Origin of the sequence: Alsobacter soli (genome assembly GCF_003004785.1) — a bacterium.
GTDB classification, from domain to species: domain Bacteria; phylum Pseudomonadota; class Alphaproteobacteria; order Rhizobiales; family Beijerinckiaceae; genus Alsobacter; species Alsobacter soli.
This window is the reverse complement of record NZ_PVZS01000008.1, coordinates 20,113-41,740: the sequence shown is the minus strand read 5'-3', so window position 1 is coordinate 41,740 and position 21,628 is coordinate 20,113. Positions and strand designations below refer to the sequence as shown.

Below are 21,628 nucleotides of genomic sequence, written 5' to 3'. Positions count from 1 at the left end.
GCGAATGATTGGCAAGTGCAGGAGCGCGAAGTTTCTGCCGGCAGGTCCGTCATTGCGAGCGAAGCGAAGCAATCCAGGGGGGCCGGGCGCCGACGACATGAGTTTGCGCCCGGCGGTCCTGGGTTGCTTCGTCGCTGCGCTCCTCGCAAGGACGGGAGAAAATCGCGGCTCTCGCGGGTATCTAGCGGCGAGTCTCCTACCCTGCCGCGGCCGCCTCAGCCTGCGCCTGGGCCTCTACCACGGCCAAAGCTGTCATGTTGACCACGCCGCGGGCCGTCACGGAGGACGTGAGGATGTGGGCGGGGCGGGCCGGGCCGATCATGATCGGCCCCACGGGCAGCGCGTCGGCCAGGATCTTCGTGAACTGGTAGGCGGCATTGGCCGCGTCCAGGTTGGGGAACACCAGGATGTTGGCCTCGCCCTTCAGCCGGGACTGGGGCAGCTTGCGCTCGCGCACCATCTGGGAAAGCGCGGTGTCGCCCTGCATCTCGCCATCCACCTCAAGCTCCGGCGCGCGCTGCTGGATGAGGTCCAGCGCCTGGCGCATCTTGCGGGCGGAGGGCGTATCCGCCTCGCCGAAGTCGGCGTGGCAGACGAGCGCGATCTTCGGTGTGATGCCGAAGCGCGTCACGTGCTGGGCGCAGAGCACCGCCGTTTCGGCGATCTCCTCGGCCGTCGGGTCCGGACGCACATGGGTGTCGGTCAGGAAGTAGTGGCCCTTGGAGGTGATCATCAGCGTCATGGCCGCGAGGCCCTTGACCGCCGGATCGACCCCGATGATGTCGCGGATGAGGCGCAGCTTGGACTGGAAGCGCCCCTCCAGGCCGCAGATCATGGCGTCGGCGTCGCCGCGGATCACGGCCACGCTGGCGATCACCGTGGTCGAGGTCCGCACCAGGGTCCGGGCCGCATCGGGCGTGATGCCGCGCCGGCCGGCCACCTCGCATAGCGTGGCGACGTAGTCGCGATAGCGCGGATCGTCCTCGGGATTGACCACCTGGATGTCCGTGCCCGGGCGGATGGACAGGCCGTAGCGCTTGCAGCGCGTCTCGATCACCGCGGGGCGTCCGACCAGGATCGGCGTCGCGATGCCCTCCTCGATCGCCACCTGGGCGGCCCGCAGCACGCGCTCGTCCTCGCCGTCCGCGTAGATGACGCGCTTCGGCGCCTCCTTGGCGGCCGTGAAGATCGGCTTCATCACGAAGCCGGAGCGGAACACGAATCGCGACAGGCGATCCTCGTAGCCCCGGAAGTCCTCGATCGGGCGCGTGGCCACGCCCGACTCCATGGCGGCGCGGGCCACGGCGGGAGCGATGCGCAGGATCAGGCGCGGATCGAACGGGCTCGGAATCAGCGACTCGGCGCCGAAGGTGGTGACCTCGCCCCCATAGGCGCGGGCCACCACGTCCGAGGGCGCCTCCCGGGCAAGCTTTGCGATGGCCTCGACCGCCGCCTGCTTCATGGCCTCGTTGATGGTGGTCGCGCCCACGTCGAGCGCGCCGCGGAAAATGTAGGGAAAGCAGAGGACGTTGTTGACCTGGTTCGGGTAGTCCGAGCGGCCCGTGCAGATCATGGCGTCCGGCCGCACGGCCTTCGCCTCGTCCGGCATGATCTCGGGGTTCGGGTTGGCCAGCGCCAGGATGAGCGGGTTGGCGGCCATCTTGGCCACCATGTCGGCCTTCAGCACGCCGCCGGCCGAGAGGCCCAGGAACACGTCCGCGCCGGGGATCACCTCGGCCAGCTTCCGGGCGTCGGTCTTCTGGGCGAAGACAGACTTCCAGCGGTCCATCAGGGAGGTGCGGCCCTCGTAGACGACGCCCTCGATGTCCGTGACGAAGATGTTCTCCCGCTTGGCGCCCATGGAAACGAGCAGGTTGAGGCAGGCGAGCGCGGCGGCGCCGGCGCCGGAGGTGACGATCTTCACCTGCGGGAGCGTCTTGCCGGCGATCTCCAGCGCGTTCACCACGGCTGCGGCGACGATGATCGCCGTGCCGTGCTGGTCGTCGTGAAAGACCGGGATCGACATGCGCTCGCGCAGCTGCGCCTCGACTTCGAAGCACTCGGGCGCCTTGATGTCCTCGAGGTTGATGCCGCCGAAGGTCGGCTCCAGCGCCGCCACGACGTCGACGAGCCGGGAGACCTCCTTCTCGCCCACCTCGATGTCGAACACGTCGATGCCGGCGAACTTCTTGAAGAGGACGGCCTTGCCCTCCATCACCGGCTTCGACGCCAGCGCGCCGATGTCGCCCAGGCCGAGGACCGCGGTGCCATTGGAAACCACGGCCACGAGATTCTGACGGGCGGTCAGCTCGGCGGCCTGGGAGGGATCGGCGGCGATGGCCTCGCAGGGGGCGGCGACGCCGGGCGAATAGGCCAGCGCCAGGTCGCGCTGGTTGCCGAGCGGCTTGGTGGCCTGGATCTCCAGCTTCCCGGGCTTGGGCTGCCGGTGATAGACGAGCGCGCCCGAGCGCAGATCGTCCGACATGTTCGACATGTTCGAGGCCATTGTCGCCCTCTTCCCCTCTTGCGACTCCCGGCTGCGCGGGAGCGAGCCCTCATTGCGCCGACCGTAGCGCGCCTGCGCGAGGCGGTCACGGCGCCATGAAGTTCCAACACTTGTTCCGCGGGCGCGATTCAGCTTTCCGCGGAGCGTCCTGCCCGCAGCGCATCGCACGCCGCGATCAATTTTGCCACATCTGAACTCTGCAAGGCGGGGATGAGCTTGGCGATGGACTGGCGGTCGAGTTCCCACCAGCGCGTGCGCATCAATTCCGCCACGGTCGCCTCGTCGAAGCGCATGCGGATCAGCTTGGCGGGGTTGCCGCCCACGATGGCGTAGGGCGGCACGTCCTTCGCCACCACCGCGCGGGCCGCCACGATGGCGCCGGGGCCGATCGTGACGCCGGACATGATGGTCGCGCCCGAGCCGATCCAGACATCCGCGCCGATGACCACGTCGCCCCGGCTGCCATGGTAGGGCGCGTCGGCGGGAGCCTCGGGAAACAGGCTGCGCATGCCGGAAAAGGGATAGGTCGTGACCCAGTCCGTGCGGTGGTTGCCGCCGAGGAAGACCTGGATGCTGTCGGCGAAGGAGCAGAACGGCCCGATCTTGAGGCGCGCGCCGTCGCCCCAGTCGCGGACGCGGATGCGTCCGTAGCTGTAGTCGGCGATCTCCCACCCGCGCTTGGCGGCCTGCGCCTGCAGGTGGACGCGCGTGAGGTTATGCGGGTTGGACCAGCGGGCGATCAGCTTGCGCATGTGGATCGCTCAGCCGTCATTGCGAGCGAAGCGAAGCAATCCAGGGGGACCGGATGCCCAAAATCCTGGATTGCTTCGTCGCTGCGCTCCTCGCAACGACGACAACTTGGATACCGACCCCTCACTCCAGCCCCTCCCGTTTCAGCGCCGTTTCGCCGCGCATCCAGGCGAGCGCGCCGGCGGCGGAACCGCCGTAACGCTCCACGAGGGACCGGCGCAGCACAAGGGCGCCCAGCAACGTCTTGGGCAGGTTCACGGCGAGCGTGCCGCGGGCGGGGTCCCGAAGCCCGTATTTGCGGCTCACATAGGCGCGCGACCAGGCCATGTGCCAGCGGGCCTTGAAAACGCGACCGCGCTTCCGGGCGGTGGACGCGCCGCGGGCGTGGCGGGCGAGCGCATCGTGCACGTGCACCAAGGCGAGGCCGGCGTCCGCCATGCGGCGGCAGAGGTCATCGTCTTCGTAGAAGAGGAAGATGGCCTCGTCGAAGCCCCCGAGCTGGAGAAAGAGCTCGGTGCGGACCAGCAGGGAGGCGCCGGACAGGAAGGGCGCGCAGCAATCGCCCTCCGGGAGCGCCAGCTTGCCGCCGGTGTTCTGGAGATAGGGCGCGAGCAGCGAGGTCGCCTGATAAAAGAAGCGGCCGTCCGGCTCGATGATGCGCGGCGCCAGGAGGCCCGCATCCGGCCAGCGGTCGGCAGCGGCCAGCAGCGCGGCGACCGCCCCTTCGTCGTAGACGAGGTCCGGGTTGGTGAGCAGGCAGAAGGGCGTGCCGGCGGCGCGCACGCCGATGTTCATGGCGCGGCCAAAGCCCTCGTTGCGCGCATTGCGGATCACGCGCGCCCCAGAGCGCTCGGCGAGCTCCAGCGTGCCGTCCGTGCTGGCGTTATCGACCACCAGCACGCCCACGCCCTCCCGCTTCAGCGCGGCGAGGCAGGACGGCAGCACGTGGGCGCTGTCGTAGGTGACGACGACGGCGGTGACGTCGGAGGACTGCGGGCTCACGGGCGCCCTCCCCCACATGGGCCGAGATCCCGGGCGACGCGGCGCCGCCTCTCAGCCGTCATCCCCGGCGGCGCGGAGCGCCGGGAGAGGGATCCAGGGGCAAGGCGCGCCAGCGCCCCTGCATCCCCCTCCCCTCCGCCGCTCCGCGGCTCCGGCCGGGGATGACGGAGAGATTGGGGCAGGATGCCTGAGGGTGGGGCCAGCCTCACTTCTCCTGCACGTTCAGGCGAATGTGCAGTTCGCGCAGCTGCTTGGGCGTGGCCTCGCTGGGGGCCCCCATGAGCAGGTCGAGAGCCTGCTGGTTCATGGGGAACAGCGCCACCTCGCGCAGGTTCTGGGCGCCGACCAGCAGCATGATGATGCGGTCCACGCCGGCCGCCATGCCGCCGTGGGGCGGCGCGCCGTACTGGAACGCGCGGTACATGGCGCCGAAGCGCTCGACGACCGTTTCCTCGCCGTAGCCGGCGATTTCGAAGGCCTTCACCATCGCCTCGGGGCGGTGGTTGCGGATGCCGCCGGAGGCGATCTCGTAGCCGTTGCAGGCGATGTCGTACTGGAACGCCTTGATGGTGAGCGGGTCCTGCGTCTGGAGAGCCTCCAGGCCGCCCTGCGGCATCGAGAAGGGGTTGTGCGAGAAGTCGACCTTCTTGTCGTCCTCGTTCCACTCGAACATGGGGAAGTCGACGACCCAGGCCAGCTCGTAGCGGTTCTCGTCCACGAGGTTGAGGTCAAAACCGACCTTGTTGCGGGCCGAGCCGGCGAACTTCACGAACTTGTCGGGGTCCCCCGCCACGAAGAAGGCGGCGTCGCCGTCCTTCAGGCCGAGCTGCTGGCCGATGGCGGCCGTGCGCTCAGGACCGATGTTGTTGGCGATCGGGCCCGCGCCCGCGCCCTCGCGCCACATCACGTAGCCCAGGCCGGGCTGGCCCTCACCCTGCGCCCACGAGTTCATGCGGTCGCAGAAGGCGCGGCTGCCGCCGCCCGGCGCGGGGATGGCCCACACCTGGTTCTTGGGATCCTCGAGCATGCGCGCGAAGACCTTGAAGTTCGAGCCGCGGAAGTGCTCGGACACGTCCTGCATCACCAGCGGGTTGCGCAGGTCCGGCTTGTCGGAGCCGTACTTGCGCATGGCCTCGGCGTAGGGGATGCGCGGCCAGGGGCTCGGGGTCACGGGCTTGCCGTCGCCGAACTCCTCGAACACGCCGCCGATCACCGGCTCCATGGCGGCGAAGACGTCCTCCTGGGTGACGAAGCTCATCTCCAGGTCGAGCTGGTAGAACTCGCCGGGCAGGCGGTCGGCGCGTGGGTCCTCGTCGCGGAAGCAGGGCGCGATCTGGAAGTAGCGGTCGAAGCCCGCCATCATGATCAGCTGCTTGTACTGCTGCGGGGCCTGCGGCAGGGCGTAGAACTTGCCGGGATGCAGGCGCGAGGGCACCAGGAAGTCGCGCGCGCCTTCCGGCGAGGAGGCCGTCAGGATCGGCGTCTGGAACTCGTTGAAGCCCTGGCCCTTCATGCGCCGGCGCAGCGAATCGATCACCGCGATACGCTTCATGATGTTGTCGTGCAGGCTCTGACGGCGCAGGTCGAGGAAGCGGTAGCGCAGCCGCGTCTCTTCCGGGTAGGGCTGGTCGCCGAAGACCTGCAACGGCAGCTCGGCGGCCGCGCCGAGAACCTCGATCTCCGTGACGAACACCTCGACGGCGCCCGTGGGCAGGTCGAGATTCTCCGTGCCGGCCGGGCGCTTGCGGCACTTGCCGTCGATGCGCACCACCCACTCGGCGCGCAGGCGCTCGGCGTCCTTGAAGGCCGGGGAATCGGGATCCACCACGCACTGGGTCATGCCGTAGTGGTCGCGCAGGTCGATGAAGAGCAGGCCGCCATGGTCGCGGATGCGATGGCACCATCCGGAGAGGCGGACCTCCTGGCCGACGTCGCTCTCCCGGAGCGCGCCGCAGGTGTGGGTGCGATAGCGGTGCATGGGGTCGTCCTGATCCGCGCGGCGAAGCCTGCGCCTTGGTTTTGAAGACGGGCCCAAGGCCCGGAAACGTGCGGCGGAAAAACCCATAGGCTCCCCGCTTTGTCAAGGCGAGCGGAGGGTCGCTCTCCGCCGTCATCCCCGGGCTTGTCCCGGCCATCCACGCGTCGGCCGCCAGCGTGGATCGCCGGGACAAGCCAGGCCATGACGGCCCAGGCTTCCGAGCGGGAGCAAGCGCGCCAATCCCCAGTCCTGCACTGGCCTTTCCGGCCTTCGTGCGATATCAGGCGCACCATGCCTTTGATCACGACGACCGCCGCTCTCGAAGCTGCCTGCTCCCGCCTCGCCAAGCACCCGTTCGTCACCTTCGACACGGAGTTCATGCGAGAGACCACCTACTACCCCAAGCTATGCCTGATCCAGCTGGCGAGCGAGGAGGACGTGGTGCTCGTGGACCCGCTCGCGCCGGAGCTGGATCTCAGCCCCTTCCTGGAGCTGATGCGGAACAAGGCTGTCGTGAAGGTGGTCCACTCCGGCCGGCAGGATCTCGAGATCCTCTGGAACATGGACCAGTGCATCCCAACGCCCCTGTTCGACACCCAGGTGGCCGCCATGGTGTGCGGCTATGGCGACAGCGTGAGCTATGAGCAGCTGGCGCATGACCTCGCCAAGGCGCGGATCGACAAGTCGTCACGGTTCACGGACTGGTCGAAGCGGCCCCTCTCGGAGGCGCAGCTGGTCTACGCCCGCTCGGACGTCACGCACCTGCGGCAGGTCTACCTGGAGCTCGTGAAGAAGCTCGAGGAGTCGGGCAGGACCCATTGGCTCGAGAACGAGATGGAGATCCTGACGTCTCCGTCCACCTACCAGGCCCATCCGGAGGACGCCTGGCAGCGCCTGCGCGGGCGCGTCCGCAAGGCGAAGGAGTTGGCGGTGCTCATCGAGCTCGCCGCCTGGCGGGAACGGGAGGCCCAGAGCCGCGACGTGCCGCGCAGCCGCATCCTCAAGGATGACGCCGTGATGGACGTGGTGACCTCCGCGCCCCGCTCGACGGAGGCGCTGGGCCACCTGCGCTCCATCCCGTCGGGGTTCGAGCGCTCGCGTTCCGGCCAGGACATCGTGGCCGCCGTGCAGCGCGGGCTCGACCGGGACCCCAAGACCCTGCCGCCGCTGGAGCGCGGCCATCGCCGCAACTTCAACCAGGCGACGGTGGAACTCCTTAAGGTGCTCCTCAAGATGACCTGCGAGCAGGAGGGCGTGGCCGCCAAGATCGTCGCCACGGTGGACGACCTGGAGGCGATCGCCGCGGACGACGAGGCCAAGGTGCCGGCGCTGAACGGCTGGCGGCGCGAGCTGTTCGGGGATCGCGCGCTGGCGCTCAAGCACGGGCGGCTTGCGCTGGCGATGAACGACGGCAAGGTCGTGGGCGTGCCTCGCTAGGCGCCCCTTTCAACGCCGCGCCGTAATTCATCAATTTTCATACGGCATTTATCAATCATTCACCGTGACGCGCAATTCTGTCCCAGTAGCGCGGGATCGATGAAACATGAGTGTTGTTGGCAGCGAATTTACGCGCTCGCGCGAGGCGCGCTTCGTCGGCTTGATCAATCAGGAACGCACCACGACCTTCAGGCTCGCCTGCGGCCACTGCGGCGCGGCGTGCGTGCGCAAGGGCGCATGGATCGCCCAAAACCGAGTATTCATGTGCGGCCATTGCTTTCAGGATACGCAGATCGACCTCGTCGCGTTGTCGGCGCCCGCAAGGGAGGACTCCAAGGGCTCTTTCGAGCCTGAGCGGATCTGCCTGCCGCTGGCGCCCCTGCGGCTCGTGCCCAGGCGAGCGTGGCTCTGAAGCAGCGCCTTACCCCACCTGGATATGCGGGGTGCGGCCGATGATGCGGGCGAGCGACTTGAGCCGGTTGAACAGTCGGTCGCTGGCGAGCGCCGCAAACTCTTCCGGCAGGTTCAACTCCAGCAGCCCATGGGCGCAGTGGAGCGGCGTGCGGGGCAGGACGCCCGGCATGGCGGCCGAGATGATGTAGGCCACGCGCATGGCGGCGCCCAGGATGCGGGCGCGGTCGAGCATGCGGGCGGTGGCCAGTTCGCGCAGGCGCGGACTGACCTTTTCGTCCGAAAGCCCCATGTGGCGGTAGGCCACCGCCAGGGCGAGATAGGCGCGGCCGGGGTGGTCGACGCCCGCGAAGCCGGCATGGGCGATGATGTTGAAGGACTGCTCGCCCCGGTAGTCCGGATGGGCGCGCCAGCCGATATCCGCCAGGAGGCAGGCGGCGTGCCGGAGACGCTTGTCCTCCGCCGTCTCGTCCAGGCTGGTGGAGGCCAAGAAGCGGTCGGTCCAGGCGCAAAGCTCCTCGCCGTGCTGCGGCGAGCGCGAGCGCAGGACATTGAGCTCTCGGGCCATCGCCAGCAGCGGGTCCTGCGCCTTGGATTCGTCGTCGAGCTGCTCGAACAGCAGTCCCTCGCGCACGCCCATGGCGCTGATCACGACCTCGCTGGGCTTGGCCAGGCGGATGATCTGCTCCAGCACCAGCGCGCCATAGGCCAGCAGGGGCCGGCGTGCTGCGGAAACCGACTCGATCGAATCCAGCATGTCGGCGTCCACCCGCTCGACCAGCCGGGCGAAGTCCACGGCGTCCCGGGCGGGGATGACGTAGTTGTGCATGACGTGCAGCGGATAGCCCCGCTGGCTCATGTGGAGGCGGGCGAGCGCGCGCCAGGTGCCGCCGACGGCATAGAAGGCCCGACCCTTGCAGGCCTCGATCTGCGGCAGCCCCTCGAAGGCGTCGCGCACCAGCTTGAGCGCCTTCTTGATGCTGCCGCCCGAGCGGTCCTGCAGGGCGAGGCCGCCGAGCGGAAGCGTGACCCCGGAGCCGAGCTTGTGGCCCTTGACCTCGATGAGCTCCAGCGAGCCGCCGCCGAGGTCGCCGACCACGCCGTCCGGCTTCCAGATCCCGGAGACGACTCCCATGGCGGAGAGCTTCGCCTCGCGCTTGCCCGAGATCAGCTCCACCGGCTGGCCGGTGACCTGCTCGCAGCGGGCCAGGAACTCGGCCCCGTTGCCGGCGTCGCGGGCCGCCGCGGTGGCGAGCACCCGCACTTCGGAAATCCGCATGGTGTCGCACAGCACGCGGAAGCGGGCGAGCGCCGCGAGCGCCTTGTCCATGGCGTCCTGGGCGAGCTTGCCCGTGGTCAGGACGTTGCGGCCGAGGCCGCAGAGCACCTTCTCGTTGAAGATGGGCGTGGGCGAGCGCGTCTGCCCCTCGTAGGCGACGAGGCGCACCGAGTTGGAGCCGATGTCGATGATGGCGACGGGCGCGCCGACCTTCAGGCGCCCTTGCGCGTTTTCCGGCATCTGGAAACCTTTGAAATCAAACGTCTGAGGCGCTGGCGAGCACGGATTCGAGGCGCATGCGCTGCGCCGCCAGGCTCTTGGGGCTGGAGCTCTTCAGGGACTTCCCGCGGCCTGACAGGCTGGGGTTCGTCATGAAGTAGCGGTGGGCGTTGAACGGGGTCTCCCCGTCCGCCGGGTGGATGCGCCGGCTCGAGCCGTCCGGCAGGACGGCCCAGCTCTGCTCGTTGTCGAGGAAGTTGGCGAGCATGATCTGGTCGAGCACCTGCTGATGCACGGTCGGGTTGAGGATGGGACACATGGCCTCGACCCGCCGGTCGAGGTTGCGCTGCATCAGGTCGGCGGAGGAGATGTACAGGTGCGCCTTGGGGTGCGGCAAGCCATGGCCGCCGCCGAAGGCGTAGATACGCGAGTGCTCCAGGAACCGCCCGACGATGGACTTCACCCGGATGTTCTCGGAGAGCCCCGGCACCCCCGGGCGCAGGCAGCAGATGCCGCGCACGATGAGGTCCACCTGCACGCCGGCCTGGCTGGCCTCGTAGAGCGCGTCGATGATCTGGGCGTCCACGAGGGCGTTGCACTTTCCCCAGATCGCGGCCGGGCGCCCTGCCCTCGCATGCGCGATCTCGTCCTCAATGTGGGCGAGAAGCTTCTTTTTCAGGGTCAGCGGCGACACCGCCATGCGCTCGAGCTCCGCAGGCTCGGCGTAGCCGGTGATGAAGTTGAAGATGCGCGCCACGTCGCGGGCGATCACCGGGTCGGCGGTGAAGAAGCTGAGGTCGGTGTACACGCGCGCCGTGATCGGGTGGTAGTTGCCCGTGCCGACGTGGCAGTAGGTCACCAGCTGCCCCGCCTCGCGGCGCACCACCATGCTGAGCTTGGCGTGGGTCTTCAGCTCGATGAAGCCGAACACCACCTGCACGCCGGCGCGCTCCAGGTCGCGGGCCCAGCGGATGTTGGCCTCTTCGTCGAAGCGGGCCTTCAGCTCGACGAGCGCAGTCACGCTCTTGCCGGCTTCCGCGGCCTCGGCCAGGGCCTTGATGATGGGGCTGTCCGAGGAGGTGCGGTAGAGCGTCTGCTTGATGGCGACCACGTTCGGGTCGCGCGCCGCCTGGGCAAGGAACTGCACCACCACGTCGAAGGACTCGTAGGGATGGTGGACGATGAGGTCCTTCTGGCGGATGGCGGCGTAGCAGTCGCCGCCATGGTCGCGGATGCGCTCGGGGAAGCGCGGGTTGTAGGGCGTGAACTTCAGGTCCGGGCGGTCGAGCGCCACCAGCTGCGAAAGGTCGTTGAGCGCCAGCATGCCCTCGGTGAGGAACAGCTCCTCGCTCTGGACCCCGAACTCCTCGGCCACGAAGTGGCGGAGGTTCTCCGGCATGGAGGCCTCGACCTCCAGGCGGATCACGGACCCGCGCCGGCGCTGCTTCAGCGCCGTCTCGAACACCCGGACGAGGTCCTCGGCCTCCTCCTCCACCTCGATGTCGCTGTCGCGGATGACGCGGAAACCGCCGAGGCCCCGCACCGTGTAGCCGGGGAAGAGCCGGCCGATGAACAGGGAGATCGCCTGCTCCAGGGCGATGAAGCGCACCGCCCCGGTCTCGGCGAGGTCCGGCAGGCGGATGAAGCGGTCCACCTTGTTCGGCACGCGGATAAGCGCGTTCAGAAGACGCCCGTCGGTGGTGCGGAACAGCTCCAGCGCCAGCGAGAAGCCCAGGTTCGGGATGAACGGGAACGGATGCGCGGGATCGACCGCGAGCGGCGTCAGCACGGGGAAGACGTGATGGAGGAAGAAGTCCTCCAGCCAGGCGCGCTCGTTGCGGGTGACCTCCGGCCCGTCCACGAGGACGATGCCGACGTCGAACAGCGCGTCCCGCAGCTCGCGCCAGCGGCGCTGCTGGTCGCTGGCCAGCGCCGTCACGGCCTCGCCGATGCGGGCCAGCTGCTCCGCCGGGGTCAGGCCGTCCTGCGAGAGCTGCACGATCCCGGACTTGAGCTGCCCACGCAGGCCGGCGACGCGGACCATGAAGAACTCGTCCAGGTTGTTGGCCGAGATCGACAGGAACCGCAGTTGCTCCAGCAGCGGGTGATTGGTGTTGGAGGCCTCCTCCAGCACGCGCCGATTGAAGTGCAGCCAGGAGAGCTCACGGTTGATGAAGCGCTCCGGCGAGACCATGAGCGCCTGCGGGTCGATGGGCTCGGGAGGAGCTTTGGCCGCCTTCGGCGCGGCCTTGGGTTTGGCCGGCGGACGCACCTTCACTTCGGACGGCTTGGCCTCCGCCGGCGCCTTGGCGCGAGCGATGGTTTGTTCGTCCTTCAGGTCCACGCGCCGTCTCCCCTGTTCGCGATCCGTGCTGCTTGTCCCAAGGCTCTACGACAATTCGACGACAGGCAACCTTGACCCAGGTCGTTCAGGAGCCGGATCGCTCCTCCAGCCCGCGCAAAATCTCGGCGGCGAGCGGGCGCGTGATGCGCCGGCCGCGGGCGAGGCCCTCGCGGTCGAGCGCCTCGACCACGGCCTGGGCGGCCGCGATGGAGCGCTCGATGCGCATGGCGATGAACTCGATCACCGCCGTGTCGACCACGATCTGCCGCTCGATGAACATTTTCACCAGCACGGCGCGCACCAGGGCGTCGTCGGGTTCGCCAATCTCGACCGCCGGCGCGAGCCTCAGGCGCGAGACGATGTCCGCCGTGCGCAGGCCCCAGTCGCCCGGCGGCGTCCGGGCCGTGAGCAGCAGGAAGCAGCGTCGCTCCCGGGCCATGTTGAGCAGGTGGAACAGCGCCTCCTCGTGGCCCGTGGCCTGGTCGCAATCCTCGATCACCAGCGCGCCCGCCGAGGCGAGGTGCGGCACGTCCGCGAGCCGCAGGCGCGCGCGCGGGACGGTCCAGGCGTGGCTGCGCGAGGCCCAGATGGCCGCGAGATGCGACTTGCCGGACCCTGGCGGGCCGATCAGCAGCAGGACGGGATCGGGCCATTCCGGCCAGCGTTCGAGGGTGTCGAAGGCGGCCTCGTTGGAGGCGCTGACGAGGAAATCCTCGGCGTCCTGGCGCGCCTCGACCGGCAGGTCGAGGGCGAGTTGCTTGGGCTTGTCGGGCACGGGTCAGGCGTCCGGGGGCAACAGCGGCGGCGCGTGGGGCCGCCCGGTGTAGATCGGGCTCGCCAGATAGCGCTTCAAGGCGAAGCGGGCCAGCACCCCGACCGTGGCCGCCATGGGGACAGCGAGGAGAAGTCCGACAAATCCGAACAGCGCGCCGAAGGCGAACAGGGCGAACATGAGCCAGACTGGATGAAGGCCGATGGCCTCGCCGACGAGCTTGGGCGACAGGATGTTCCCTTCCAGGAACTGGCCCGAGAAGAACACGGCCAGCACGGCCCCCACCATCACCCAATCCGGCCAGAACTGGACGATGGCGACGGAGGTCGCCAGCACGAGGCCGGTGAGCGAGCCCACATAGGGGATGAACGAGATCAGCCCGGCCAGCATGCCGATCAGGAAGCCGAAGTTCAGGCCGCACAGCAGCAGGCCAATGGCGTACCAGGCCCCCAGCAGCAGGCAGACCAGCGACTGGCCGCGGATGAAGCCGCCGATCGCCTCGTTGATGTCGCGGGCGAGCTCGCGAACCGTCGGGCGGTAGCGTGGCGGGGTCCAGGTGTCGACCTGGGCGATCATGCGGTCCCAGTCGACCAGGAGATAGAAGGCGACCACCGGGGTCACCACAACCAGGGAGACGATGCCGATCAGCGTCTGGCTGCCGCTCCAGAGCGACCGCAGCACGTCACCCAGCCATGCGACCCCCTTCCCGATGAAGTCGCCGAGTGAGCCCTGGAGATCGGGCGGCTGGAAGTTGGGCCCCAGCCGCTGGAGGTACGGCGTCCCGCGCTCGACCAGGAGCTGCTGCAGGCGCTGGGCGTAGCCCGGCACCTTGGCGGCGAAGTCGGCCAGGCTGCTCGCCAGCAGCGGGGCCAGGAGCAGCAGCGCCAGCACGAAGACCAGAATGAAGACGCCCAGGATGACGACGGTCGCCCAGAGCCGGCTGAATCCGATCCTCTCCAGGCGGTCGGCCACGGGGTCGAGGAAATAGGCGAGCGCCAGCCCGGCCACGAAGGGCAGCAGGATGCCGCTGAACACGTAGAGCCCGAGGCCGAACAGCGCCAGCGCGCCCAGCCAGAACACGAGCGGCTTCTGCCAGGGGAGCGGCTGGTCATAGGCCGCCTCGGGGACGACGGGCTCCCGGCGCACCTGGATCTCGGTCACGACGCCATGTGTTTCAGCCATCTCGCGAGATAGGCGCCGGCCGAGATGATCGTCAAGCTGGCCACCAAGAGCATGCCCGCGCGCAGCCAGAGGGAGTCGTCCACCCCGTAGGTGAGGGACCACAGGATGAGCGCCGCGAAGGCGATCTGCGCAAGCGTGTTCGCCTTCGAGATGTAGGACGGGTTGATGGCGATCGGCTTGCTGAGCAGCCAGGAAAGCACCACCGCGCCCATGATCATCACGTCGCGCGACACGACCACGATGGCGAGCCAGGCCGGCAATTGCCCGACGACCGCCAGCGACACGTAGATGCAGATGAGCAGCGCCTTGTCGGCGAGCGGGTCCATGTAGGCGCCGAGTTCGGAGCGCATGTCGAAACGCCGCGCGATCCAGCCGTCGAGTCCGTCCGACACGCCGGCGATCACGAAGCCTGCGAAGGCCAGGCCCCAGCTCGATTGTCCGATCATCGCCACCACGAAGGGCACGAGCAGGAACCGTCCGATGGTGATCAGGTTCGGAAGGTTGGGAAGGTAGTTCAAAGGTCGCTCTCACGGGGCGGTGCCAGGGCGGCGAGCCTGGCCGGCTCGACAGCGGAAGGCGGCGACGCTGCGCCCGCCTGTTCCGCTCGAGGTACAACCGCCATGCGAGCCCGCCCCTTCTCGTCCAGCGCCGTGCGGCGCCGATGCGCCTTAGCCTACGCCAAACCCGCGCCGCTTGCATCCCGCAGCGCAGCGCGGTAACCCCGCGCCAGACAGAGGACCTGACATGCCGACCAACGAGAAGAAGGGCCTCACCTACGCGCAGGCGGGCGTCGACGTGGACGCCGGCAACGCGATGGTGGAGGCGATCAAGCCGCTGGTGCGCGCCACGGCCCGGCCCGGCGCGGACGCGGTGATCGGCGGCTTCGGCGGCCTGTTCGACCTCAAGGCGGCCGGGTTCAAGGATCCCGTGCTGGTCGCGGCCAACGACGGCGTCGGCACGAAGGTCAAGATCGCGATAGAGACCAACAAGCACGACACGATCGGCGTGGACCTCGTGGCGATGAGCGTCAACGACCTCATCGTCCAGGGCGCCGAGCCGCTGTTCTTCCTGGACTATTTCGCCACCGGCAAGCTCGCGCCGCATGTGGGCGCAGAGGTGATCGCCGGAGTCGCCCGGGCCTGCATGGAGGCTGGTTGCGCGCTGATCGGCGGCGAGACGGCCGAGATGCCGGGCCTCTACAACGAGAACGACTACGACCTCGCCGGCTTCGCGGTGGGCGCGGCGGAGCGCGGCGCGCTGCTGCCGCGCGGCGACATCGCCGAGGGCGACATCCTGCTCGGCCTGCGCTCCTCCGGCCTGCACTCCAACGGCTTCTCACTGGTGCGCCGCATCGTGGACCTCAGCGGCCTGCCTTGGGAGGCCCCCGCCCCGTTCGAGCCCGAGTGCCCGATCGGCGTGGCCCTGCTGGAGCCGACCCGGCTCTACGTGAAGCCGGTGCTGGCCGTGCTGCAGGCCACCTCGGGCGTGAAGGCGCTGGCCCACATCACGGGAGGCGGCTTCACGGACAACATCCCGCGCGTGCTGCCCGACACCCTGTCCGCCGTGGTCGACATGGACGCCATTCCGGTGCTGCCGGTGTTCAAGTGGCTCGCCGCCGTCGGCGACGTGAGCCCGTCCGAGATGCTGCGCACCTTCAACTGCGGGATCGGCATGGTGGTGGTCGTGGCGCCGGACCAGCTCGAGCCCGCGCTCGCCGCCTTCCGGGCCGTAGGCGAGAAGCCCGTGCAGCTCGGCAAGCTCGCTCCGCGCAAGGACGGCGCGGCCGTGGTGTACAAGGGCAAGCTCGACCTCGAGATCGAAGCCCCGTGAGCCGCCGGCGCACCGCCGTGCTCGTGTCCGGGCGCGGCTCCAACATGGTGGCCCTCATCGAGGCTGCGAAGGACCCGTCCTATCCGGCTGAAATTGCGCTGGTTCTGTCCAATCGCCCGGGCGCCGGGGCGCTCGACCGAGCGGCCGCGGCGGGCATCCCGACCTGCGTGGTGGACCACAAGGCGCATCCCGGCCGCGAAGCCTTCGAGGACGCCATGCAGGCCGAACTGGAGGCGCGCGGCATCGAGCTCGTCTGCCTCGCCGGCTTCATGCGAATCCTCACGCCCGGGTTCATCGCCCGCTGGGAAGACCGGCTGATCAACATCCACCCCTCCCTGCTGCCGTCTTTCCGGGGGCTGCACACCCACGAGCGCGCCCTGCAGGAGGGCGTGCGGCTGCATGGCTGCACGGTGCACTACGTCGTGCCAGAGCTCGACGCCGGCCCGATCATCGCCCAGGGCGCCGTGCCGGTGCTGGACGACGACACGCCGGATTCGCTCGGGGCGCGGGTGCTGGGGGTGGAGCACCGGCTCTACCCGCTCGGGTTGGCGCTGGTGGCCGCCGGACACGCCAAACGGGTGGGAAACCGCGTCCATCTCGAGGGTGCCCGCCCCCAACCGGCCCTGATCAGCCCGTTTCTGGGCTGATCGGCCCGTCCTTGCGCAATTCAGCCCACGCTCCGCCACGATCCTGCCCCGATCGCGCGCGTCCATGACGTCAACTCACTGGAATCGTGAGCTGATTCGGGTTGCAGCATGCAGCACAAGCAGTGGTCCGCCGTTGTGATGGCCTTTGTGGTCGCCGCCCTCGTCGTCGGGATGGCGCTGGTGGCGAGCGCCGCCCTGTACGCGCGCGAGCGCCCTGCCCGCGCCATCCTGGTCACGGCCGCCGATTGGCCTGACCTGGTTCAGGAGGTCGCGTCCTCCACCTTCCGCGCCGCGCCCTCGCCGCTCTCGCGGTGGTAGAAGAGCAGGTCGAGTTCAGGCGCCTCCGCGCCGAGCCCTGTCAGGATGGCGTGGGCCTGGCCGCGGTGGTGGGCCTGGTGGTTGAAGAAGTGGTCCAGCGCGGGCGCCAGCGGCTGCTCGAACACCTCCGGGCTGCTGACCCGGGAATAGCGGATCGCGCCTGACAGCGCCTCGTCGGTGAGGCCTTGCGCGTAGCGCAGGATTCGCGCGTCCTCGGCCTCTCGCGCCGCCCGCAGGTCGGCGAGGCTGTCGAACAGGATCAGGTTCAGCTGCTTGTAGCTTTCGCCTTCGCCGGTGAAACGCCGCATCCAGATGCGGTCCGCGACCAGCAGGTGATTCAGCGTGCCGTGCAGCGACTTGAAGAACGCGCCCCGGTCGGCGCGGTAGTCTGCATCCGGCAGCCTGGCGACGGCGTCATAGAGCCGGCGGTTGGCCCAGGCGTTGTAGCCGGCGAGCGTGGCGTAGGGGCGTTGCATGCTGGACGATCCTCCCGCGGGATCATAGATCGTCTCGGCCCGCCGGCGCCACGGGCCACGCAGGAGCTTCCGGGAGCCCGAGCACAAAAAAGGGCGGCCGAAGCCGCCCTCTCCGTTCGCGCGAAACGCGAACACTTTGGTGCAAGCGCCGATCAGCGCTTCGAGAACTGGAAGCTCCGGCGAGCCTTCTTGCGGCCGTACTTCTTGCGCTCGACCACGCGGGGGTCGCGGGTCAGGAAGCCGACCTTCTTGAGAATCCCGCGCAGCTCGGGCTCGTAGTAGGTCAGGGCCTTCGACAGGCCATGGCGCACCGCGCCGGCCTGGCCGGAGAGGCCGCCGCCGCTGACGGACACCATGATGTCGTACTGGTCGACGCGGTTGGCGACGAGCAGCGGCTGCTGCAGGATCATGCGCAGCACCGGACGGGCGAAGTACACGCCGATGTCACGACCGTTCACGGTGACCTTGCCGGCGCCCGGCTTGATCCACACGCGGGCGACGGCGTCCTTGCGCTTGCCGGTCGCGTAGGCGCGGCCCTGGGCGTCGAGCTTCTGGACGTGCTTGGGAGACTCGGGGGAAGCGGTCTCGACCGCGCCCTTGAGGTCCTGCAGGGACTGGAGGGTCTCGGCCATGATCAGGCGTTCCTCGCATTCTTGCGGTTCAGGGCGGCGACGTCGAGCGTCACGGGCTCCTGGGCGACATGGGGATGCTCAGCGCCCTTGTAGACGCGCAGGTTGCCGAGCTGCTTGCGGCCGAGCGGGCCACGGGGAAGCATGCGCTCCACGGCCTTCTCGACGATGCGCTCGGGGAAACGGCCTTCCAGGATGAACTTCGCAGTCCGCTCCTTGATGCCGCCCGGGTAGCCGGTGTGGTGGTAATAGACCTTCTGGTCGCGCTTGCGGCCGGTCAGGACCACCTTGTCGGCGTTGATGACGATGATGTTGTCGCCGCAGTCGACGTGGGGCGTGTAGCTCGCCTTGTGCTTGCCACGCAGCCGCATGGCCACGAGAGACGCGAGACGGCCCACCACGAGACCCTTCGCGTCGATCAGCACCCACTTCTTCTCGACCTCGGCGGGCTTGGCCGAATAGGTCTTCATGAGAGACGTTCCGATCGTGGAGCGCCGACGCGACGCGCTGGCGCAGGAATGAAAACGCGGGCGACCAGGGCCGCCCGTGCGATGACGGTGCGTATACGCGAGGCGCCGGGGTTCGTCAACGCATGCTTTGCGCAGCTTTCGCGCGAAACCATCGAAAATTCAGCTGGTTAGCTGTCGCGGTATTATTTTACCCCACGCCTTTCAGCGCGGCGGGATCGAGTAGGTCCCGGTCACGTGCGCGACAGGCTCGTCCGAGCCCTCGGATGAAATGCAGACCTCTCCCACGGCGAGTCGCTTGCCGAGCTTCAGCAGGCGGCAATCGGCCAGGAGCGCGCGGGGCTCCGGCTTGCGCAGGAAGTTGATGGAGAGATTCGTGGTGACGGCGAGCCCGACCGGGCCGATGGCGCCCAGCACGGCCGCGTAAAGGGCGAAGTCCGCCAGCGCCATCATGGACGGGCCCGAGATGGTGCCGCCCGGGCGCAACTGGCTGGGGTGGTAGTCCATCCGCAGCTTCGCGCCATGCGGCGGCAGCTCCAGCACGTGCCAGATGCGGCCATGGACGTACATCTGCGGGAACTCGCGCTCCAGGAAGTCGTCCAGCTCCGCCACCGTCATTGCGGCGCGCTTGTCCCCACTCGGCATGCGTCCCAGCCCCATGCTCGCCGGCGTTCCTCGGCCGGCCGCTTCGTCCTATTCTTCTTATGAAACGACGCGCACGGCGCGCAACGGGTGGAGACGACCAGATGCAGGTGAGCCAAACCGCGCAGCGCGCGCCCGAGGGCGCGGTCCTGCTGCGCTCCGACGCGGGCGGGGTCGCCACCCTCACCCTCAACCGGCCGCAGGCGCGCAACGCGCTGTCGGAGGCGCTGATCGACGCGCTCGCGCGCGAGCTCGACGCCATCGCCGACGACCGGACCGTCAAGGCGGTGATCGTCACCGGGGCGCCGGGGCCGTGCTTCTCGTCCGGCCACGACCTCAAGGAGATCACGGCGCGCCGGTCCGACCCCGACCGCGGGCGGGCCTATTTCGAGGACCTGCTCGGCCGCTGCTCGGCCATGATGCAGCAGATCGTGCGGCTGCCCCAGCCCGTCATCGCGGCGGTGGAAAGCCTGGCGACCGCGGCGGGGTGCCAGCTGGTGGCCTCCTGCGACCTCGCGGTCGCAGGCGAGGAGGCGCGTTTCTGCACGCCGGGAGTCCATATCGGCCTGTTCTGCTCCACCCCGATGGTGGCGCTGTCGCGCAACTTGGCGCGCAAGCACGCCATGGAGATGTTGCTCACCGGCGAGACGATCCCGGCCGCCGACGCGCTCCGTATGGGCCTCGTGAACCGGGTCGTGCCGGCTGGCCACGCCCTCGACGGCGCGAAGCGCTTCGCGGCCACCATCGCCTCCAAGGCCGCGCCCGTGCTCGCCATCGGGAAGCGCGCCTTCTACGAGCAGCTCGAGATGGGGCTGACCGACGCCTACGCGCACGCGTCCCGCGTCATGACCGAGAACATGCTGGCCCGCGACGCCGAGGAAGGAATCGGAGCCTTTCTGGAAAAGCGCCAGCCGCGCTGGGAGTGAGGCAGGTACTCTGGATCGCTCCGGGACTTTGCGCGTTGGGCGATGGGGCGCCCTGGGCCCCGGCTGAGATATTCGCCCGCGCATGTTCAAGGACGACTTCGCCCTTCAATCGCCCCTCGCCGCCCCCGTCCGCCAGGGTCTTCCCTGGATTCAGGCAGCCCATGGCGCGCCCTATTTCCAGACGGAGGATGGCGAGGCCTGGCACCCCATCGGGGCCAACGAGGCCATCTCCTGGCGCGAGTTGTCCGGGCTTTTCCGCCGGCGGGACCTCGCCTCAGCCGACGCCTACCTGGCCGACCTCGCGGCCAACGGCGTCACCACGCTGCGGCTCATGCTGGAATACGCCCAGGTTCGGCACCGCTACTTCGAGCGGCCCGCCGGGCGCTTCCCTCGCGCCATGGTCCAGCTGTGGGACGACCTGTTCGCGCTTTGCCAGAAGCATGGGCTGAGGCTGCTGCTGACGCCCTTCGACACGTTCTGGACGTGGCTGCACTGGCGCCACCACCCCTACAACCGGGCGAACGGCGGCCCCCTCGCTCACCCGTCGGAGATCCTGCTTTGCCGGGAGACCCGCAACGCCATCAAGGCGCGGCTCGAATTCGCCGTGCGGCGCTGGGGCGGCTCCGGGACCCTGTTCGCCTGGGACCTGTGGAACGAGATCCACCCGGCCCAGGCGGGCGAGACGGCCGAATGCTTCCCGGAGTTCATCGCCGACCTGTCGGGGCATGTGCGCCGGCTCGAGCTCAGCCTCTACGGCCGTTCGCACCCGCAGACGGTCTCCATCTTCGGGCCCGAGCTGGAATGGCGGGCCCACATGCCGCTGACGGAGCCGATCTTCCGCCACCCGGACCTCGATTTCGCGACCGTGCATGTCTACCAGATGGGCACCATCGACGACCCGCGGGACACGATCGCCCCGGCGCTGGACATGGCCCGGCACGTGCGGGCCCATCTCGCCGAGATCACGGACGGGCGCCCCTATTGCGACAGCGAGCATGGGCCGATCCACACCTTCAAGGACAAGAAGATCACCCTGCCCGAAGCCTTCGACGACGAATATTTCCGGCACATTCAGTGGGCGCACCTGGCGGCCGGCGGCGCCGGCGGCGGCATGCGCTGGCCCAACCGGAGGCCGCACCGCCTGACGCCCGGCATGCGGCGCGAGCAGGCGAAGCTGGCGGCGTTCCTGCCGGAGGTCGACTGGCTGAGCTTCCGGCGGGAGAGCCTGGACGTGGGCGTGCAGGCCGCCGGCGAGGTCCACGCCATGGCGTGCGGCGACGAGCGCCAGGCGCTGCTCTATCTCCTGCGCGGCGATGCGGTGACGCCGGACGGGATGGTGGACGCAAACGCCGCGCCCCTGGACGTGGCGGTTTCCGTCCCCGGCCTGGCGGACGGCGCGCGAGAGGTCACGCTCTGGGATACGGCCGCGGGCGGCGGGCGAGCGCGCTTCGTGGCGGAGAGCCGGGACAGGGTGTGCCGGTTCACGGTCCCGGGCTTCACGACGGACCTCATGGTCGCCCTGCGCCCTGCCCGCTGAGAAAGGGCTGGACCCCGTCCCTCATCGTCCTTGCGAGGAGCGCAGCGACGAAGCAATCCAGGGGCCGCGGGCTTGCGCTCGTCGTCATTGCGCCCCAGCGATCAACCCCAGCCACACTGGATTGCTCAACACGCCATGACGGAACCCAACTCCGTCATCCCCGGGCTCGTCCCGGGGATCCACGCGGCTGGGATTCGTGGATGGCCGGGACGAGCCCGGCCATGACGGTGTGTGTTTCCGCCAAAGCGAGCGAAGGAACGAGATCCAGAGCCTTGC

20 protein-coding genes are annotated in these 21,628 nt (G+C 69.0%); 7 read left to right on the top strand and 13 right to left on the bottom strand.

Annotation, left to right across the window (positions count from 1 at the left end):
- Window positions 1-196: 196 nt before the first annotated feature.
- The 4 genes from SLNSH_RS08785 to aspS all read right to left on the bottom strand — a co-directional run bounded on the left by SLNSH_RS08785 (window position 197) and on the right by aspS (window position 6,236).
- A complete protein-coding gene (locus tag SLNSH_RS08785; RefSeq protein ID WP_280954463.1) occupies window positions 197-2,506 on the bottom strand; it encodes an NADP-dependent malic enzyme in 2,310 nt (769 codons plus the stop codon).
- Between the two features lie 128 nt (window positions 2,507-2,634).
- A complete protein-coding gene (locus tag SLNSH_RS08780) occupies window positions 2,635-3,258 on the bottom strand; it encodes a CatB-related O-acetyltransferase (RefSeq protein WP_106336308.1) in 624 nt (207 codons plus the stop codon).
- Between the two features lie 121 nt (window positions 3,259-3,379).
- Window positions 3,380-4,276 (bottom strand): glycosyltransferase family 2 protein, encoded by an 897-nt coding sequence (locus tag SLNSH_RS08775; RefSeq protein ID WP_196240225.1) that lies wholly within the window; start codon window positions 4,274-4,276, stop codon window positions 3,380-3,382.
- A gap of 187 nt (window positions 4,277-4,463) precedes the next feature.
- A complete protein-coding gene (aspS, locus tag SLNSH_RS08770) occupies window positions 4,464-6,236 on the bottom strand; it encodes an aspartate--tRNA ligase (protein WP_106336306.1) in 1,773 nt (590 codons plus the stop codon).
- Window positions 6,237-6,527: 291 nt separating this feature from the next.
- Between aspS and rnd the strand changes: the two genes are divergently transcribed.
- Together rnd and SLNSH_RS08760 are read left to right on the top strand one after the other, a co-directional pair.
- A complete protein-coding gene (gene rnd / locus SLNSH_RS08765) occupies window positions 6,528-7,673 on the top strand; it encodes a ribonuclease D (RefSeq protein WP_106336305.1) in 1,146 nt (381 codons plus the stop codon).
- Window positions 7,674-7,779: 106 nt separating this feature from the next.
- A complete protein-coding gene (locus tag SLNSH_RS08760; protein ID WP_106336304.1) occupies window positions 7,780-8,085 on the top strand; it encodes a hypothetical protein in 306 nt (101 codons plus the stop codon).
- Window positions 8,086-8,094: 9 nt separating this feature from the next.
- On the opposite strand, the gene ppx is transcribed toward SLNSH_RS08760, so the two are convergent.
- The 5 genes from ppx to SLNSH_RS08735 form a co-directional block, all read right to left on the bottom strand.
- Window positions 8,095-9,603, bottom strand: a complete 1,509-nt coding sequence (gene ppx, locus SLNSH_RS08755; protein WP_106336303.1) for an exopolyphosphatase — start codon at window positions 9,601-9,603, stop codon at window positions 8,095-8,097.
- Window positions 9,604-9,619: 16 nt separating this feature from the next.
- Window positions 9,620-11,920, bottom strand: a complete 2,301-nt coding sequence (locus SLNSH_RS08750; protein ID WP_425352988.1) for an RNA degradosome polyphosphate kinase — start codon at window positions 11,918-11,920, stop codon at window positions 9,620-9,622.
- A gap of 91 nt (window positions 11,921-12,011) precedes the next feature.
- Window positions 12,012-12,701, bottom strand: a complete 690-nt coding sequence (locus SLNSH_RS08745) for an HdaA/DnaA family protein (protein WP_106336301.1) — start codon at window positions 12,699-12,701, stop codon at window positions 12,012-12,014.
- Window positions 12,702-12,704: 3 nt separating this feature from the next.
- Entirely contained in the window at window positions 12,705-13,880 is a 1,176-nt protein-coding gene (locus tag SLNSH_RS08740; RefSeq protein WP_106336300.1) for an AI-2E family transporter, read from the bottom strand.
- Complete coding sequence (locus SLNSH_RS08735; RefSeq protein WP_106336299.1) at window positions 13,856-14,398, bottom strand: CDP-alcohol phosphatidyltransferase family protein; 543 nt, start codon at window positions 14,396-14,398, stop codon at window positions 13,856-13,858. Before SLNSH_RS08735 ends, SLNSH_RS08740 begins: the two co-directional genes overlap by 25 nt.
- 226 nt (window positions 14,399-14,624) lie before the next feature.
- On the opposite strand from SLNSH_RS08735, the gene purM reads away from it, so the two are divergent.
- The 3 genes from purM to SLNSH_RS08720 all read left to right on the top strand — a co-directional run bounded on the left by purM (window position 14,625) and on the right by SLNSH_RS08720 (window position 16,675).
- Window positions 14,625-15,710 (top strand): phosphoribosylformylglycinamidine cyclo-ligase, encoded by a 1,086-nt coding sequence (gene purM, locus SLNSH_RS08730; RefSeq protein WP_106336298.1) that lies wholly within the window; start codon window positions 14,625-14,627, stop codon window positions 15,708-15,710.
- Entirely contained in the window at window positions 15,707-16,357 is a 651-nt protein-coding gene (purN, locus tag SLNSH_RS08725) for a phosphoribosylglycinamide formyltransferase (protein WP_106336297.1), read from the top strand. The genes purM and purN overlap by 4 nt, the downstream gene beginning before the upstream one ends.
- A gap of 108 nt (window positions 16,358-16,465) precedes the next feature.
- Complete coding sequence (locus SLNSH_RS08720; RefSeq protein ID WP_106336296.1) at window positions 16,466-16,675, top strand: hypothetical protein; 210 nt, start codon at window positions 16,466-16,468, stop codon at window positions 16,673-16,675.
- Here the strand turns inward: SLNSH_RS08720 and SLNSH_RS08715 are convergent.
- From SLNSH_RS08715 to SLNSH_RS08700, 4 genes are all read right to left on the bottom strand, one after another.
- Window positions 16,618-17,151: a DinB family protein gene (locus SLNSH_RS08715; RefSeq protein WP_106336295.1), complete on the bottom strand. Its 534-nt coding sequence runs from the start codon at window positions 17,149-17,151 to the stop codon at window positions 16,618-16,620. The genes SLNSH_RS08720 and SLNSH_RS08715 overlap by 58 nt on opposite strands.
- Window positions 17,152-17,303: 152 nt before the next feature.
- Window positions 17,304-17,783, bottom strand: coding sequence for a 30S ribosomal protein S9 (gene rpsI / locus SLNSH_RS08710; protein ID WP_106336294.1), 480 nt, complete (start codon window positions 17,781-17,783; stop codon window positions 17,304-17,306).
- A 2-nt stretch (window positions 17,784-17,785) separates the two neighbouring features.
- Window positions 17,786-18,250, bottom strand: a complete 465-nt coding sequence (gene rplM, locus SLNSH_RS08705; RefSeq protein WP_106336293.1) for a 50S ribosomal protein L13 — start codon at window positions 18,248-18,250, stop codon at window positions 17,786-17,788.
- 201 nt (window positions 18,251-18,451) lie between these two features.
- A complete protein-coding gene (locus tag SLNSH_RS08700; protein WP_245422161.1) occupies window positions 18,452-18,907 on the bottom strand; it encodes a PaaI family thioesterase in 456 nt (151 codons plus the stop codon).
- Window positions 18,908-18,993: 86 nt separating this feature from the next.
- Between SLNSH_RS08700 and SLNSH_RS08695 the strand changes: the two genes are divergently transcribed.
- Both SLNSH_RS08695 and SLNSH_RS08690 read left to right on the top strand, forming a co-directional pair.
- Window positions 18,994-19,815, top strand: coding sequence for an enoyl-CoA hydratase (locus SLNSH_RS08695; protein WP_106336292.1), 822 nt, complete (start codon window positions 18,994-18,996; stop codon window positions 19,813-19,815).
- Between the two features lie 82 nt (window positions 19,816-19,897).
- Window positions 19,898-21,352 (top strand): glycoside hydrolase 5 family protein, encoded by a 1,455-nt coding sequence (locus SLNSH_RS08690; RefSeq protein WP_106336291.1) that lies wholly within the window; start codon window positions 19,898-19,900, stop codon window positions 21,350-21,352.
- The last annotated feature ends 276 nt before the right edge of the window (window positions 21,353-21,628 follow it).

What these genes read in the sequence shown, in the direction of transcription:
- SLNSH_RS08785 (WP_280954463.1), bottom strand. Translation starts at nt 2,506, where the DNA reads ATGGCCTCGAACATGTCGAACATGTCGGACGATCTGCGCTCGGGCGCG.
- SLNSH_RS08780 (WP_106336308.1), bottom strand. Translation starts at nt 3,258, where the DNA reads ATGCGCAAGCTGATCGCCCGCTGGTCCAACCCGCATAACCTCACGCGC.
- SLNSH_RS08775 (WP_196240225.1), bottom strand. Translation starts at nt 4,276, where the DNA reads ATGTGGGGGAGGGCGCCCGTGAGCCCGCAGTCCTCCGACGTCACCGCC.
- aspS (WP_106336306.1), bottom strand. Translation starts at nt 6,236, where the DNA reads ATGCACCGCTATCGCACCCACACCTGCGGCGCGCTCCGGGAGAGCGAC.
- rnd (WP_106336305.1), top strand. Translation starts at nt 6,528, where the DNA reads ATGCCTTTGATCACGACGACCGCCGCTCTCGAAGCTGCCTGCTCCCGC.
- SLNSH_RS08760 (WP_106336304.1), top strand. Translation starts at nt 7,780, where the DNA reads ATGAGTGTTGTTGGCAGCGAATTTACGCGCTCGCGCGAGGCGCGCTTC.
- ppx (WP_106336303.1), bottom strand. Translation starts at nt 9,603, where the DNA reads ATGCCGGAAAACGCGCAAGGGCGCCTGAAGGTCGGCGCGCCCGTCGCC.
- SLNSH_RS08740 (WP_106336300.1), bottom strand. Translation starts at nt 13,880, where the DNA reads ATGGCTGAAACACATGGCGTCGTGACCGAGATCCAGGTGCGCCGGGAG.
- purM (WP_106336298.1), top strand. Translation starts at nt 14,625, where the DNA reads ATGCCGACCAACGAGAAGAAGGGCCTCACCTACGCGCAGGCGGGCGTC.
- SLNSH_RS08720 (WP_106336296.1), top strand. Translation starts at nt 16,466, where the DNA reads ATGCAGCACAAGCAGTGGTCCGCCGTTGTGATGGCCTTTGTGGTCGCC.
- SLNSH_RS08715 (WP_106336295.1), bottom strand. Translation starts at nt 17,151, where the DNA reads ATGCAACGCCCCTACGCCACGCTCGCCGGCTACAACGCCTGGGCCAAC.
- rpsI (WP_106336294.1), bottom strand. Translation starts at nt 17,783, where the DNA reads ATGGCCGAGACCCTCCAGTCCCTGCAGGACCTCAAGGGCGCGGTCGAG.
- rplM (WP_106336293.1), bottom strand. Translation starts at nt 18,250, where the DNA reads ATGAAGACCTATTCGGCCAAGCCCGCCGAGGTCGAGAAGAAGTGGGTG.
- SLNSH_RS08700 (WP_245422161.1), bottom strand. Translation starts at nt 18,907, where the DNA reads ATGGGGCTGGGACGCATGCCGAGTGGGGACAAGCGCGCCGCAATGACG.
- SLNSH_RS08695 (WP_106336292.1), top strand. Translation starts at nt 18,994, where the DNA reads ATGCAGGTGAGCCAAACCGCGCAGCGCGCGCCCGAGGGCGCGGTCCTG.
- SLNSH_RS08690 (WP_106336291.1), top strand. Translation starts at nt 19,898, where the DNA reads ATGTTCAAGGACGACTTCGCCCTTCAATCGCCCCTCGCCGCCCCCGTC.